This window comes from Phormidesmis priestleyi ULC007, from assembly GCF_003003695.1.
GTDB classification, from domain to species: Bacteria; Cyanobacteriota; Cyanobacteriia; order Leptolyngbyales; family Leptolyngbyaceae; genus Phormidesmis_A; species Phormidesmis_A priestleyi_A.
The window spans coordinates 70,028-83,945 of sequence record NZ_PVWG01000012.1; the positions used below are offsets into that span (position 1 = coordinate 70,028).

The following is a 13,918-nucleotide window of genomic DNA, read 5'->3' on the forward strand; positions in this document are numbered from 1 at the left end:
GTCAATCCCAAAAATTGGAATTCTCTGGTCTTAGATAGAATTTTTGATTTTATAGTCTGGAAGAAGACTTTTTATTGAATTGAAGTGTAACCGATTCCAAAATGAAGATTCCGTAAAACTTTAGAAGAATCAGGCTTTGTCCGGGAATCTAATCTTTATAGTTGTAGCAAGTGTTTAAGTAAATCTACTTAATTATCTGAAAAACCTTCGCTGTCCTTGTCCCAAAGCATCAGCGTACGTTTAAAACAGCTAACTATAGTTACTCAGACCAACGAAATCATTATTAGGAACGAGTTTATGATTTCTAGAGGACAAATTGAGGAGATTCGACTTCAGCCCCAAGGTCGCTTAGACCTACAAGGTGGAGAGCGGCTTCAGCAACAGCTTGAAACGATCGCTCCTAGACGCTATAAGATTTGGGTCATTGACCTCTCAGAAGTGGAGTTTATCGACAGCCCTGGTTTGTCTGCCCTGATCAGTGGGTTAGAGCTTGCTAGAGAATCGAACGCCCGTCTTGTTCTTTGCAGTTTACGCCCCTCGGCACAACTGATCTTTGAAATTACTCAACTCGATCGGGCCTTTGATATCTTCGAGAGCTATGATGTTTTGCTGACTGCTCTTATCATTCCAGAATCAATCATTCCAGCTTTAGAAGTTGCTTAGGGTTGAAAAACTCGGTATTCACTTGCTGGAGCGATCGTTAAGTCTAAAATCGGCGTGTTGGTTAAGCAGTGCCAATGACAGGCGAATAAATTGGGTAGCTGAATGTTGAGACTCGCGATCGCAGGTGTCGCCGGAAACGGGAATAGCCGATCGAAGAAAACTGTTTCCCCGGCAAACCCAAACTGCATTAAATAAGTAGAAGGCGTGGCTGAGACCAACTTTAATAAACGCTGCCCTAATTCATAAAGTGGCTGACGATATCGATCGGGCAGGTGAAAGGGTTGGAGATAGCTGAGTGGATCAGCCGATGCGATCGCCTCAGCGTAAAGTGCGCCCTTTGAAGTGAGCACGATCGGCAGCCAAAAGTTCCCTTCCCCCGTAAAGGAGTGCAAATCTTTCTCCACCCGTTGCCGCAGCTCTAGCACATCGCGACAGTCTTGATAAATGCCCCTTTGAGGAAATTCTAGAGAAACTGGAATATCCAAAGTGAGGGGACATAACAAAATGTCTTCTAAGCAAATTGTACCGTTCGTCAACTTTTGCTGAAGACGGGCGATCGTTTCTATCTCTACCTCACAGTCAACTTGGATAGCCACCTCAGTTCGAGAGGAGGGTGATTCCTCGGTGCCGCTTAAGTTTTGAGTGTGAGGAGCGACAGAGGGCATAAGAATTGCCTGTTTCAAGGCTTCACCCAGCAAATCGGACTCCTCATCAGTCACGATTAAAACTTTAGGCATTGCCAAAGCTAGGCAGCGAAACGTCACCTTCACGAGGAAAGCTCGGTAAATCTAGATGAGAGGTGCGACGAGTTCTCACCGCCAAACGGTAGCTGACGCTTTGCAACTCGGCATGAAGCTGGCGATTTTCTCGCTGCACCGACGCAACTTTTTCACGCACCGGAGCCATCCGCTCGGCAAATTTTTGCTTATAGATCTTGGGCAACTCTTGCACAACTTGCTCTAACATTCGCGCCCGATCGGTCAATTCTTGCACCGACTGCCGCAGTTGATAAATCTCGCCATCTCGTTCAGAAATCTGCTCTTGATAGAACGTAACCTGCTGCTCAACGTTGTGCAGTTGCTCTCGCAGTGCCCGCATTTCTTCTAAGTGACGCTCAGATGAAATATCGGACGCTGGCACGGCAGCAGCATTGCCTTTGACGAGCCGGAACAGCTCTTGAGAAAGCTGCTGGACGAGTTGGTCGCGCATCTGCAATTCTTCTTGCAAACGCACAACCTCGACTTGCAGTGATTGAACCGGGGGGATATCAGCTTGGGTCACTTACTCAGTTACTCCGTTATGAATGGGTGGTTTGCTTGAGATTTTCTTCCCAGAGACGGGGAGGAGAGGCGCGACGAATATCACGCCAAATTGCAGTTGCCGCTAATGTACCATCTGCAACCGCAATTGATACCTGATTTACGCCCTCTTTTAGGTCTCCTAAGGCAAAAACTCTGGGGTGAGAGGTGCGACACATACTATCTGTGACCAAATTTCCCCCTTTCCACTCTAAATCTAGCCCCTTTAAGTATTGGTTAAAGAAGTGGGAACCCATCGCGACCAGTCCGTTTTCAAGCTCTACTGTCGAATCGTCTTCTAGCAGAACGCCCGTCATGTGGTGATCGTGTCCTAAAAAGCGTCGAATGGGCGTTTCGACCAACGGATAGCCATGCGCCTGGAGCTTTTCGCGCATCTCTTTCCCGACTTCACACAACCCTTGCGTAAATACGGTGATATAAGGCGTAAACCAATTCAGCACAAAAGCCGTGTTGATCGCGGCTTCTGTGTTCACAAACAGACCGCATTTTGTGTCTCCTATCTCGTAACCATCACAGATCATGCAGACGTGCAGGTTATATCCCGCATAGTCATAAACATTCTGCATGTCGTCTAGCTGGGGCAAATGGTCAATTAACCCACTAGCGGCAACCAGGTATTTGGAGCGAAACACGGGATAGGTGCTGTCTTTTTTACCAACTTTGACCTTGACTGCAAAGGTGTCTCCTTCATCTTGGACATCTTCGACAAAACCGGGTAAATAGTCACCGTCTAGAGAGAGAAGATGCTCTTGCCCCTGTTGAAGGATGGCGCGTCCGGGCGTGGTGGGGGGCAACCCTAAATAATTTCGCATATCCTGCATCCAGAACGATCGACCGCGACCTTTCTCAATTACTAAGGTCGAAAGACGGTATCGTTGCAGATAAAGAGCGGCCGACAACCCACCTGCGCCGCCACCAACGACGATGGCATCATAAAGGCGATCGAGACGCTGGTCTAGATTTTTCCGTGAGAGCTTCATAGGCGTGACTTAATAAAACTAGGTGAATACAAGATAGGGAGCTATCACAGCCCCCTAACGTCAACAAAGACCCCTACCTCTAAGCCTAGCTCTGACCTCTAGACCTCAGCAGGCTCAGTTTCAATCTCAGGCTCTGCTTTGGGCACTTCTTGTTTGACGGTCATGTAGCGAATAACTTCAGTGCTAAGGCGCATTGCCCGCTCTAGGGGGGCAACTTGGCTGCCGTCGCCCTGATAGTTCATCTGAACATAGACTCCCTCGCGCTGTTTGGCAATCTCGTATGCCAGACGGCGCTTGCCGCGGTGTTGGGTTTCGATGATTTCTGCGCCGTTTTCCTTCAGAATATTCTGATACTTCTCGATCGCAGCTTCTACGGCTTCGTCACCGATATCAGGACGAAGAATGTACATGGTTTCATAGATATAGTTCATGACTAGTTTTTTCCTTATGGACAATGGGCTTTTTGGGTGGCTGCTCAAATTTGGCGAATCGTGTTAGTCAACACTGGATGCGCGGCTCTATTGACCAATCATTAAAAAAGCAAGGACTTACAATTCTATATCAATTTTTCAGCAATCCGGCTGACTGATTCGAGATTTTGAGGGTTGTAGGTTTGGTTTAAACGCTCGATCGCAATTTATATTCCTAAATTAAAAGGTATCGGTTTAGTTATGGCACAGCGTTATGTTCGAGTCCAAAGCCTTGATGGGAAGATTCACTACGGGCTGCTGCAAATCGATCGCAAAGTTCAGGTTTTAGATGCGCCTCCCTGGTTAAAAGGGCAATTGACAACGCTTGAACTCGATGCCGATCAATGTCAAATTTTGGCTCCTTGTGCGCCTTCAAAAATCGTGGCGGTGGGCAAAAACTATGCGAACCATGCTGCCGAAATGGGAACGCCCGTTCCACAAGAGCCGCTGTTGTTTCTCAAACCGCCCACGACGGTGATTGCATCTGGGGCAGAGATCTTCTACCCGACTCAATCGGCGCGAGTGGATTATGAAGGCGAATTAGCACTGGTGATTGGAGAGCGCTGCACTCACTGCACCCCCGAAGCAGCTCATAGCAAAATTTGGGGCTATACGATCGCCAATGATGTGACGGCGAGAGACTTACAAAAAAAAGACGGACAGTGGACGCGAGCAAAGGGCTTTGATACGTTTTGTCCTTTGGGTCCGTGGGTGGTGAGAGAAATCAGTGCAGGGGCGCGGCTACAGACGTTTATCAATGACAGTGTTCAGCCTGCTCAATCTGCTGCAATTAGCGAAATGGTGTTTGCACCCGATGTGTTGGTGTCTTATATCAGTCAGGTGATGACGCTGCTGCCCGGAGATGTGGTGTTAACCGGAACGCCTGAAGGAGTCGGCGCGATCGAGGTCGGCGATCGCGTCCGAGTCGAAATCGAAGGAATCGGGTTTTTGGAGAACGCTGTCACCACTCGCGCCGCATTGCCGCAAGTCTCGTGACCTAGCGGACTTGCATATACACCGCGTCAGAGATTGTGGGAATTTCAGCATAGCGACCCAAGGCAGATTGGACGATCGAGTAACCCACTGCCACAATCATGCCCAAGAAAATTGCGTTGAACAAAGTCTGAGTTAAGAAACCCATTCCAAGCAGACTTGCAAACACATATTGCCAGAGAATGCTAATCAAGCTCAACACAATCCCAAACAGAATGGCTTGCATCACGTTGAAGCGGATGAAGTGAGGAATGTTTTCGTTTCTAACCACCAGCAAAAAGAGGGCAAAGAATACGACAAATGCCGTGATTCCACCCAGGCTAAAATAAACCGCTAACAAAGGCGACAGGGGAAGCGCAATGATCGCTAAAAGCGGAGTCAGAAAAGAGTTGGTGATGGCTAAAGGAGCGCTCACCAGGACAATCAGGTCTAGCAAAGGAAGGAGATAGGCGAGGCAGGCGAAGATACGATCGGATACAGTTGTAGACCCACGCAAAGACATGGTGCGTTCTCCCGGTTAAAGTAGTTAGTTTCTCAGGTCTTTAGCCAAGAATAACGCAAATTCTCTAACATCCTGAACCCTCTAGAGTCAGCAAAGCAAATCGCGCTTGCAAATTCGGGAAGCCCCCTAAATCCCCCAAAAATGGGGGACTTTGAATCAGAAGTTTTGGCTTGAAGTCCCCCAAAATGGGGGATTTAGGGGGCAGAAGCCACTGACAACGAAGCGAAAAAACTCGTTGAACAGACGTTAGATCACGAACGGTTAGGAGCGATACGGAACTTTGCCATCTACCTTCTTATGCTTGGACTGTTGCCCAGATTGTTTGTTGTCTATGTTCTAACTCAAAGTAGATAGGCATCAAAACGTCTGTCAAGAGACGAGAGCATTTTAGAGATATGAAACGGCTAATTCAATATTTTTGTGCAATCAAATTAGATAAAGCTGTTCTCTGGTGCTATCTCATTTGGTATTTAGTAACGGTTTATTTTTATTTTGATTCTTCACCTACACTGTGGCTGAATGCGATCGGCATCAGTGCTGTAATCGGCACAGGGCTGTTGTTAAGTGTCTCTTCTGGTAAACCTGGCAACAGAGATAAATGGCAAACATTCAGACTATATCTCATGCCATTTTGTGTCTCAAGTTTCTCTGCTTTAATCAAAGGGCAAGGCTTTATAGTATTTGTATCACCAAAAACAAAAGAGACACTTGTATCAATAGCGTGCTGTGTTCTATTTTTGTCATTTGTTTTAGCTCTTAAAATGACTAAGGAACGTGGATTTATTAAGGTGTAACTTCTCGCCATCTTCCTAAGGAGCTACGGTGTACACCAATCTTTGTCGCTGCGTTTGGGTCGGCTTCAGCCCCCTAAATCCCCCATTCTGGGGGACTTTGAGCTAAGACTCTGGTTTCAAAGTCCCTCACTCGTGGGGGATTTAGGGGGCAAAAGTCTCGGCGATGACAAATCAGAGGACTTTTACAGGTTATTTAATCCACGATCCTAAGAATAACCTGAGTTCGATGAAGCTTTTCGGTGCGGTTGCAAATCCGGGCTGCCCCCTAAATCCCCCATTCTGGGGGACTTTGAGCTAAAACTCTGGTTTTAAAGTCCCCCAAAATTGGGGGATTTAGGGGGCAGAAGTGCTGAATAACGCAGTGAGAGAACTCATCGAACTGACGTTAAGAATAGAATCGCTTGGTATGTGCAGTCACCTGCGAAGGACGCACGACCCAAATAGGTTCGCCCTGTATCAAATCTTTTACTTAGTCGATGTCAACGACTCGAAACCCCATCTGACACTCAAACTGATCGGGCTGCTGCTCAGTCAGCTTACGAATGGCATGCCCACAGCGAAGCTCTCCGTGGCTCCAGCGAGGTTGACCACTTTGATCTGCCATCAAACACGTTTTGCAAACTTTTTGAGGAGAGAGGATGCGATCGCCTGCAAAAATGACTAACATTTCACACCTCCAGTAGACTTCACGACGTAGCAATAGGTAGAAAGCTTATAGCAACCTTCAGATGGTTCTAACTCGATTCTAGAGCAGCTTTTAATGAGATACCGATAACTGTTATACAGCTTGACTAAGAACAGCTTGAGTCAAAGCCTCTCAACCTCAACGAGCCGTGTTCACACACTTGGCGAAACAATTGCTTAAAGCCACTTGTTCACTTTCAGTCGCTTGAATGAACAAGCTAAATTGTTCGATCAATTCAGGGTTACGCCATCCTTTAGCGGTTTCCTCATTCATCACTTTTAATGCCTCACCGGGTGAAAACGCTCTCTTATAGGGGCGTTCACTCGTTAGAGCATCGTAAATGTCAATCACTTGAAAGACCTGAGCTATATAAGGAATTTCATTCTTCGTCAAACCATCAGGATAGCCCGACCCATCCCAGCGCTCGTGGTGATGACGGATAATCGGCACCACACCGCGCATGGTTCGCAAGGGAAGACAGATTTGCTCACCAATCAAGACGTGCCGCTGCATAATCTGCCACTCATCGGCGGTTAACTTACCCCGTTTTAGCAGCACCGCATCGGGGATGCCAACCTTGCCAATGTCATGAAGATAGCCACCCCACATCAAATCACGAATCATTGGGCGAGATAGCCCTAAATATTCACCAAAGGCTTTGCCGCGCGCGACTAGACGTTCGCAGTGATCTCCGGTGTCGGGATCGCGGCTCTCAACCGTGCGAGCGATCGAGAACAACACCTTCTCAGCGTGATCTAGGTCTTCATTTAATCGCTTTTGACGAACCAGCGATTTGATTCTGGCAGACAGCTCTAACTGATCAAACGGCTTGGTCAAAAAATCGTCTCCCCCTGCCTCAATGCCTCGCAGACGAGCGCGGCGATCGTCGAGCGCAGTGATAAACACAACCGGAGTGAGTCGAGTGTGCTCATCGTTTTTGAGGCGGCGACACACTTCGTAGCCGTCCATTCCGGGCATCATCACGTCGAGCAAAATCAGGTCAGGATTGGTTTCAAAAACTTGTGCGAGTGCCGCCGCCCCGCTTTCTGCCTCGATCACGTCATAGCCCTCGATCGACAAGAGAGCTACGGCAGTCATGCGGCTGGGTGGATGGTCGTCTACGACAAGAATTCTGGGTCTCTCTAGATCCAAATCATTCACGGCGGGAAAACTCTACGAAAGTGAATAATGAAAGTTTCAATAGAGCCAAGACATTCGCAGAAACCTTAGAAGTCCATTTCGTACTTAAACTAAGCTAAACCGCTCCAGCGACCTGTTCCTAGTATGAGGGAATGTCTTCATGAAGCAATCAGGCTTTTTACGGGGATCAAGAAACACTTAGGCGTACGGGTGCTAGTACTTAGAGATTGCTACAGCCCCCATCTTGAAAGAGGTTTAGCGGTTGGCTTTGACTTCTGCAATTTCTGTGCGTTGAGATTGAGCGATGAATTGTCTAGTTGAAGTTACGGATATTCTCTTAAACTAGATTCTTTTTGTTAAGTCATTGTGCGAATGATGGAGATTTTGTGAGGAAGAAGCTGAATCAGCTCTCTTGAGTTTGCTACTCAACTCCTTCATTAACTGGAAAGCGATCGATCAGTTGAATCGCTCGATTGGCATTGGTCTGAAGCAGCCTTGAGATATGAGGAATATGCGGAATCTGAGAGAGAAAATCTAAGGTTCGCCGCAAGATTCGCACCACATCGCCTTCGTCTAGACTAGTGTTTTCACAGAGTTCTGTCCACTCCGTACCGAGTGCCCATTGTTCGATCAACCCGATTAGTTCTCCTTCTAACCAAACGGGTAGCGTCACTTGGTGTCGTCGCTGCACCTGAAAGAGTTGCCGACGAATGTTTCGCAGCCCGCCCAGAGCCTCTTCAACCTCGTTTGAGACTTCATAGCGAGTCCAGCTATCGGGGCGCGAGACTTCGGTAACGAGGGCTGCACACGCGGCTGCTAAGTGGTGGGGGTCGAGAGGGTCAAATTCGCCTGACATGATGGCTAACCCTAGCCAGAGTTCGTTATCTCCCCGAATTGCCGCCGTGCCTTGACCTAGCGGTGTGGGAATCAGTCCTTCAAGACAGCCAAAGGTTTGCAGAATCTCGATCAAATTGGTGAATTCTTCCCAGTGGCGCTGGGCTTGTTGCTCTAGTTTGCCTTGGCGATCGCGCACTTCTGCTTTCAGGGTTTCAATGCGTTTCTGACGTTTGAGCAGATAGCTACGATCGCCCCACTGACTGACGGGATGGGTCGCAATTTGGGCTTCAACGGCTGCCGTGCGCTGGAATTGGGCATAGACTTCAGGGTGATCATCGGTGAGTCCGGGAGCGTTGGGGATGCGGTTCGCGATCACCGCAGTCAGGTCGTTGCCACTACGAGACTGACCTGGTTTTGGTGGCATCTCAGAAGGAGGCACCAAGTCATCGACTTCACAAATTCGCGGAATGTCGCCCCGTAAATTTACGACATCAGAAACCGTGCTGATATACCAGCGATTGTTTTGACCCAAACATACTAGATAAGGAAACTGTCCAGCGCCCTGAATCTTCATCACCAAGACGGCAGGGAGCGGACTTGCTAACCGAACGTGGTCGCCTTTGAGGGTTAAGAGGGTTCCGGCGACGGCAAACGAGAGGGCGATCGCCAGTTCTCCTGAGTGCATTTCGTCTGCCTGACTTTGCAGCGTCTTTAATAATCGGCGCTCTTCTTTGAGGCGTGCCTGTAATTTCTCGTATTGCGCCATCAGCTTCCAGTCTACGGAGGCAACTTGCGCTTCTAGCTGACTGAGTTCGGCTTCGCAGCGATCGATTTCTTGCTGTTGAGGACGCAGATATAAGGTTGACAAATATTGCCCAAAGCTGCGCTCGACTAACTCTTGGGCTTCTTCTATAGTGTGAGTTTGCAGAAGGTTCAAAACCATGCCATAGCTAGGCGTGAACTGACTCACCAGGGGATCAGGCTCTGAGGTGGCGAGATAAGCCGCTTCTTTTGCGCCCTCAAATGGAGTCTGAACCGTCACTACATAACCTTCTTTGTCCATGCCCCGCCGACCTGCCCGACCTGCCATCTGTAAAAACTCGGAGGGATTGAGGAGCCGATGCCCTAAATCAGTGCGTTTAGAGAGGCTAGAAATCACCGTGGTTCTGGCAGGCATATTGATCCCCGCGGCAAGCGTTTCAGTCGCAAACACCACTTTGATCAAGCCCTGCTGAAACAATTCTTCCACCAAACCTTTCCAAGCGGGTAGAATTCCGGCGTGGTGAGCGGCAATGCCTCGATAGAGCGGTTCGACCTGTCCTACTCGTCCCGCGTCGGGATTGCGATCGAGAAACTTATCGATCGCGCCTTTAAGTTGAGCAGCTTCGGCTGCATTCACCAGCGACAGCGCTCCCAAATTGGTCACCGCCTGATCGCAGCCCTTGCGACTAAAGATAAAGTAGATCGCAGGCAGCATATCTTTTTCGCGCAGCTTGCTGAGGGTAAAGGCGATCGGAGGAGCTTCGGGTCTGGGTGCCCCGCGCTGATTGGCTCCTTTCGGACGATGCTGACTGCGCTTGATTTTGAGCCGAGGATTAATCTGAGTTTGATGCTCGTCAAGCAGCGGAAACAAGCCTTTGGGACTGCAAAACGAGAAGTGAAGTGGAACGGGGCGATAGTTAGAGTAAATTAACTCTGTGGGGCCGTGAACTTGAGCGATCCAATCGGTTAGCTGGTCGCTGTTTGCCACCGTTGCAGAGAGGGCGAGCAGTTGGATCTCAGCGGGGCAATAAATGATCGACTCTTCCCAGACGGTGCCGCGCTGACGATCGTTCATGTAGTGACATTCATCAAGCACAACCGCTTCTACGCCCGTGAGCGAGGTGCCGACTTCTCCGATCGGCGTGCCATAAAGCATATTGCGAAAGATTTCGGTCGTCATCACCAAAATGGGAGCTTCTCGGTTGACTGACACATCTCCGGTTAAAAGACCGACGCGATCGGCTCCAAATTGATTGCGAAAATCGCGCAGCTTTTGATTAGACAGCGCTTTAAGCGGCGTAGTGTAAAGCACTCTGCCCCCGCCCGCCAAAGCGCGATGAATGGCGTATTCTCCGATCAGGGTTTTCCCTGAGCCAGTCGGCGCACAAACCACCACCGACTTGTCTGCCTCTAAAGCCGCGATCGCCTGTAGCTGAAAGTCATCTAGCTCAAACGGAAACAGCATTTTCAGGTCAAGCCGAGAAGAGGGAGGGGAATTGTTCACCAAGAGTTCCAAGTTTTTAAGTAATACTACTTTAGATCTTAAACTTCATCTGCAAATTGAGGGGATGAAGCTAGGAGATGACTCTATTTATATTGCTGTTTATGGCGATCGCAAAATCCAGAAAAAAATAGAGTAAATTGTTCTATGCTTTTGATCGGCTTCTACCCTGACTTGAGGGTTGGCGATGTTCGAGCTTAGTAGACTGATTCGATGGGTAGTGGTTAGAGGTTTACCGTGGAAATTGCGATGGTCGAAAGTCTCTGGGCACAGGTTCTAGAGCGGTTACAGGTTCAGCTAAGTCGCCCCACGTTTGAGACTTGGATCAAGACTGCGGTTCCCGAACAGCTAGAAGATGGCTGTCTGGTGATTCGCACGCCCAACCCCTTTGCCAAGAATTGGATTCAGAAATACTACATCAAGACGATCACCGAAGTCGTTGAGCAGGTGGTCGGGCAGCCGATCGAGATTCACATTACGATCGCGCAGGGTGACGATGGGGCAATGCTCGGTGATGCCGATATGTATTATCCGTTGCCGATCGAGGTGAATATCCCCGAAATTCCCACGGGGCAACGCGCGCAAAATTCTGACCTCAACCAAAAATATGTGTTTTCTCGTTTGGTGGTCGGCCCTAACAATCGCATGGCGCACGCTGCTTCGCTTGCCGTTGCAGAGTCACCTGGACGGGAGTTTAATCCGCTCTTTCTCTGCGGCGGTGTTGGGTTGGGAAAGACCCACTTAATGCAGGCGATCGGACACTACCGTCTAGAGATCTGTGCCAATTCTAAAGTGTTCTACGTTTCGACCGAGCAGTTTACCAACGATTTGATCTCAGCGATTCGCAAAGATAGTATGCAGAGCTTTCGAGAGCTTTATCGAGCCGTCGATGTGCTGCTAGTCGATGATATTCAGTTCATCGAAGGCAAAGAATATACCCAGGAAGAGTTTTTTCACACGTTCAACACTCTGCACGAAGCGGGAAAACAGGTGGTGATCGCGTCCGATCGACCACCCAATCAAATTCCGCGTTTGCAAGAGCGGCTCTGTTCTCGCTTCTCGATGGGCTTGATTGCAGACATTCAGCCACCCGATTTAGAGACGCGGATGGCGATTTTGCAAAAGAAAGCTGAATATGAAAATATGCGCTTGCCGCGAGCGGTGATTGAATATATTGCCTCTAGCTACACCTCAAACATTCGAGAGTTAGAAGGGGCACTGATTCGAGCGGTGGCGTATATTTCAATTTCGGGTCTGTCGATGACCGTTGAAAACATTGCGCCTGTGTTGAATCCGCCCGTAGAGAAAGTCGAAGCCTCTGCGGAAGCCGTGATTACAGCCGTTGCCGATGCGTTTAATGTGCCGATCGAAGACTTGAAGGGCAATTCTCGTCGTCGAGAAATTAGCGTCGCTAGACAAATCGGCATGTATCTGATGCGCCACCACACCGAACTTAGTTTGCCAAAAATCGGCGAAGAGTTCGGCGGCAAAGACCATACAACGGTGATGTATAGCTGCGACAAAATTGCTCAACTAAAAACAAACGATCCCAGCATGGCGCAAACATTAAAGCAACTGGGCGATCGAATTAATTTAGCAAGTCAAACCCGCAAATAGGGTCGGATAGTACAGGGGGTCTTAAACAAATCCCATCGATCGAGTCAACTCCGATTCATTTTCCTCATCTAAGAGAATGAATCCTGACTCGCCTGTGGAAAAACTCCTCTTTTCTGTGGAAAACTTTGTGGGAAACCTGTCGAAAACTCCTTACCGATAGTGGAAAACTTAAAAACCTTCTCTACCAATAGTGGTTTGAGTGAATCTTTTCCACAAGTTTTCCACAGACGATCGCCACTTCAAAATCTTTCCTGACCGTGATCCTGATGCTTTCTCCACAGTTTCCACAGTTTCTCTGACCGCATTTTAATTGAGTTACTTTAGCCCTCAAACCCCTTGCAAATGCTGGTTTTAACGCCTAGTGGCACGTTGTAAACAGGGGTGCTAATATGCTCAAACAAGATTCGCCTACAGAGCAACTCCACAATTTAATTCACGATCCTCAAAGATTCCCTTCACCTTTTTTAGCCCTCAACTGCCATGAAACTGGTTTGCGCCCAAAACAATCTCAATTCTCACCTTTCATTAGTCAGTCGTGCGGTTTCGTCGCGTCCCACTCATCCAGTCTTGGCAAATGTGCTGCTGAATGCCGATGCCAAAACGCAACGCGTTAGCCTCAGTGCGTTTGATCTGAGCCTTGGCATTCAGACCAGTTTTCCGGCTCAGGTGGAGGAGAGCGGCTCTCTGACCCTCCCGGCTAAACTGCTGAGTGATATTGTCTCTCGCCTGCCCGATGGAGACATCACGCTTGATAGCGGCACCGAAGCCGATGCAGGTCTGCTGACAACGCTCACCTGCGCCTCAGGACGTTATCAAATGCGCGGCATGGGGGCTGAAGAGTTTCCAGAGTTGCCTGTAATTGAAGACGGTGAACTGGCGACTTTATCCGCAGAAGCCTTGATTGATGGCTTGCGGGGTTCGCTGTTTGCCGCAAGTGCAGATGAGACAAAGCAAGTGCTGACGGGCGTTCACCTGAGCTTGCAGCCTGATGGACTGGAGTTTGCCGCAACTGACGGACACCGCTTATCAGTGGTGCAGACGATCGAAGAAGAAGCCTCTCCCGATCGCTCTAAAAGTGAGACAGCGCTGAATGTCACGATTCCGGCAAAAGCTTTGCAGGAGTTGATCAAAATGCTGGGGCAAGGGGGCAGCTCGGTTGCGGTGCAGTTCGACCAGGGGCAAGCCATCTTTGAGTGGACGGATCAACGTCTGACTAGCCGCTTGCTAGAGGGGCAATATCCCAATTATCGGCAACTGATTCCCAAACAGTTTTCGCATCAGATGACGGTCGATCGTCGCTTGCTCTTGGGTGCCTTAGAGCGGATCTCAGTCCTGGCTGACCAGAAAAACAACATTGTCAAGATGAGTTTAAATGACTCAACTCAAGAACTAACGCTCTCTGTGGATGCTCAAGATGTGGGCAGCGGTCGCGAAACAATGCCTGCCCAAATTTCGGGCGACAGTTTAGAGGTGGCGTTTAACGTCAAATATTTAGTGGATGGACTGAAAGCGATCGCCACCACTGAAGTGCAAATGCAGCTAAACACGGCAACAAGTCCAGCAATCTTGTCTCCTTTGGGCAGCATCAAGATGACCTATCTGGTGATGCCTGTCCAGGTTCGTAACTAAACCTTGTAGATGTTCGACTGTTGATG

13 protein-coding genes are annotated in these 13,918 nt (G+C 48.9%); 4 read left to right on the forward strand and 9 right to left on the reverse strand.

Features of this window, described 5'->3' with window-relative positions:
* The first annotated feature begins 297 nt into the window (after positions 1-297).
* Complete coding sequence (locus C7B65_RS12665) at positions 298-663, forward strand: STAS domain-containing protein (protein WP_073070458.1); 366 nt, start codon at positions 298-300, stop codon at positions 661-663.
* Here C7B65_RS12665 and C7B65_RS12670 read toward each other — a convergent pair.
* The 4 genes from C7B65_RS12670 to rpsF all read right to left on the reverse strand — a co-directional run bounded on the left by C7B65_RS12670 (position 660) and on the right by rpsF (position 3,393).
* Positions 660-1,400 (reverse strand): hypothetical protein, encoded by a 741-nt coding sequence (locus C7B65_RS12670; protein ID WP_219898516.1) that lies wholly within the window; start codon positions 1,398-1,400, stop codon positions 660-662. The genes C7B65_RS12665 and C7B65_RS12670 overlap by 4 nt on opposite strands.
* On the reverse strand, positions 1,393-1,944 hold the full coding sequence (locus C7B65_RS12675) for an Npun_F5560 family protein (RefSeq protein WP_073070457.1): 552 nt from the start codon (positions 1,942-1,944) through the stop codon (positions 1,393-1,395). Before C7B65_RS12675 ends, C7B65_RS12670 begins: the two co-directional genes overlap by 8 nt.
* Before the next feature lie 16 nt (positions 1,945-1,960).
* Positions 1,961-2,962, reverse strand: coding sequence for an NAD(P)/FAD-dependent oxidoreductase (locus tag C7B65_RS12680; protein WP_073070456.1), 1,002 nt, complete (start codon positions 2,960-2,962; stop codon positions 1,961-1,963).
* Positions 2,963-3,060: 98 nt separating this feature from the next.
* On the reverse strand, positions 3,061-3,393 hold the full coding sequence (rpsF, locus tag C7B65_RS12685) for a 30S ribosomal protein S6 (protein WP_073070455.1): 333 nt from the start codon (positions 3,391-3,393) through the stop codon (positions 3,061-3,063).
* 240 nt (positions 3,394-3,633) lie between these two features.
* Between rpsF and C7B65_RS12690 the strand changes: the two genes are divergently transcribed.
* Positions 3,634-4,428, forward strand: a complete 795-nt coding sequence (locus C7B65_RS12690) for a fumarylacetoacetate hydrolase family protein (RefSeq protein ID WP_073070454.1) — start codon at positions 3,634-3,636, stop codon at positions 4,426-4,428.
* A 1-nt stretch (position 4,429) separates the two neighbouring features.
* On the opposite strand, the gene C7B65_RS12695 is transcribed toward C7B65_RS12690, so the two are convergent.
* From C7B65_RS12695 to C7B65_RS12715, 5 genes are all read right to left on the reverse strand, one after another.
* Positions 4,430-4,927: a Tic20 family protein gene (locus C7B65_RS12695; protein ID WP_073070453.1), complete on the reverse strand. Its 498-nt coding sequence runs from the start codon at positions 4,925-4,927 to the stop codon at positions 4,430-4,432.
* A 487-nt stretch (positions 4,928-5,414) separates the two neighbouring features.
* Entirely contained in the window at positions 5,415-5,732 is a 318-nt protein-coding gene (locus C7B65_RS27800; protein ID WP_181314388.1) for a hypothetical protein, read from the reverse strand.
* Between the two features lie 458 nt (positions 5,733-6,190).
* Positions 6,191-6,388, reverse strand: a complete 198-nt coding sequence (locus tag C7B65_RS12705; protein ID WP_073070451.1) for a hypothetical protein — start codon at positions 6,386-6,388, stop codon at positions 6,191-6,193.
* Positions 6,389-6,544: 156 nt separating this feature from the next.
* Positions 6,545-7,567, reverse strand: coding sequence for a response regulator (locus C7B65_RS12710; RefSeq protein ID WP_073070450.1), 1,023 nt, complete (start codon positions 7,565-7,567; stop codon positions 6,545-6,547).
* Positions 7,568-7,967: 400 nt separating this feature from the next.
* Positions 7,968-10,649: a DEAD/DEAH box helicase gene (locus C7B65_RS12715; protein WP_317615805.1), complete on the reverse strand. Its 2,682-nt coding sequence runs from the start codon at positions 10,647-10,649 to the stop codon at positions 7,968-7,970.
* A 246-nt stretch (positions 10,650-10,895) separates the two neighbouring features.
* On the opposite strand from C7B65_RS12715, the gene dnaA reads away from it, so the two are divergent.
* Together dnaA and dnaN are read left to right on the forward strand one after the other, a co-directional pair.
* Positions 10,896-12,263, forward strand: coding sequence for a chromosomal replication initiator protein DnaA (gene dnaA, locus C7B65_RS12720; protein ID WP_244913202.1), 1,368 nt, complete (start codon positions 10,896-10,898; stop codon positions 12,261-12,263).
* Between the two features lie 480 nt (positions 12,264-12,743).
* Positions 12,744-13,892 carry a DNA polymerase III subunit beta gene (gene dnaN / locus C7B65_RS12725; protein ID WP_073070447.1) on the forward strand — a complete coding sequence of 383 codons (1,149 nt, stop codon included), beginning with the start codon at positions 12,744-12,746 and terminating at the stop codon, positions 13,890-13,892.
* Positions 13,893-13,918: the final 26 nt, after the last annotated feature.

Excerpts from the sequence above, each read along its gene's own strand:
- dnaN (WP_073070447.1), top strand. The coding sequence starts at position 12,744 with ATGAAACTGGTTTGCGCCCAAAACAATCTCAATTCTCACCTTTCATTA.
- C7B65_RS12695 (WP_073070453.1), bottom strand. The coding sequence starts at position 4,927 with ATGTCTTTGCGTGGGTCTACAACTGTATCCGATCGTATCTTCGCCTGC.
- rpsF (WP_073070455.1), bottom strand. The coding sequence starts at position 3,393 with ATGAACTATATCTATGAAACCATGTACATTCTTCGTCCTGATATCGGT.
- C7B65_RS27800 (WP_181314388.1), bottom strand. The coding sequence starts at position 5,732 with ATGGCGAGAAGTTACACCTTAATAAATCCACGTTCCTTAGTCATTTTA.
- C7B65_RS12705 (WP_073070451.1), bottom strand. The coding sequence starts at position 6,388 with ATGTTAGTCATTTTTGCAGGCGATCGCATCCTCTCTCCTCAAAAAGTT.
- C7B65_RS12670 (WP_219898516.1), bottom strand. The coding sequence starts at position 1,400 with ATGCCTAAAGTTTTAATCGTGACTGATGAGGAGTCCGATTTGCTGGGT.
- C7B65_RS12690 (WP_073070454.1), top strand. The coding sequence starts at position 3,634 with ATGGCACAGCGTTATGTTCGAGTCCAAAGCCTTGATGGGAAGATTCAC.
- dnaA (WP_244913202.1), top strand. The coding sequence starts at position 10,896 with ATGGTCGAAAGTCTCTGGGCACAGGTTCTAGAGCGGTTACAGGTTCAG.
- C7B65_RS12665 (WP_073070458.1), top strand. The coding sequence starts at position 298 with ATGATTTCTAGAGGACAAATTGAGGAGATTCGACTTCAGCCCCAAGGT.
- C7B65_RS12680 (WP_073070456.1), bottom strand. The coding sequence starts at position 2,962 with ATGAAGCTCTCACGGAAAAATCTAGACCAGCGTCTCGATCGCCTTTAT.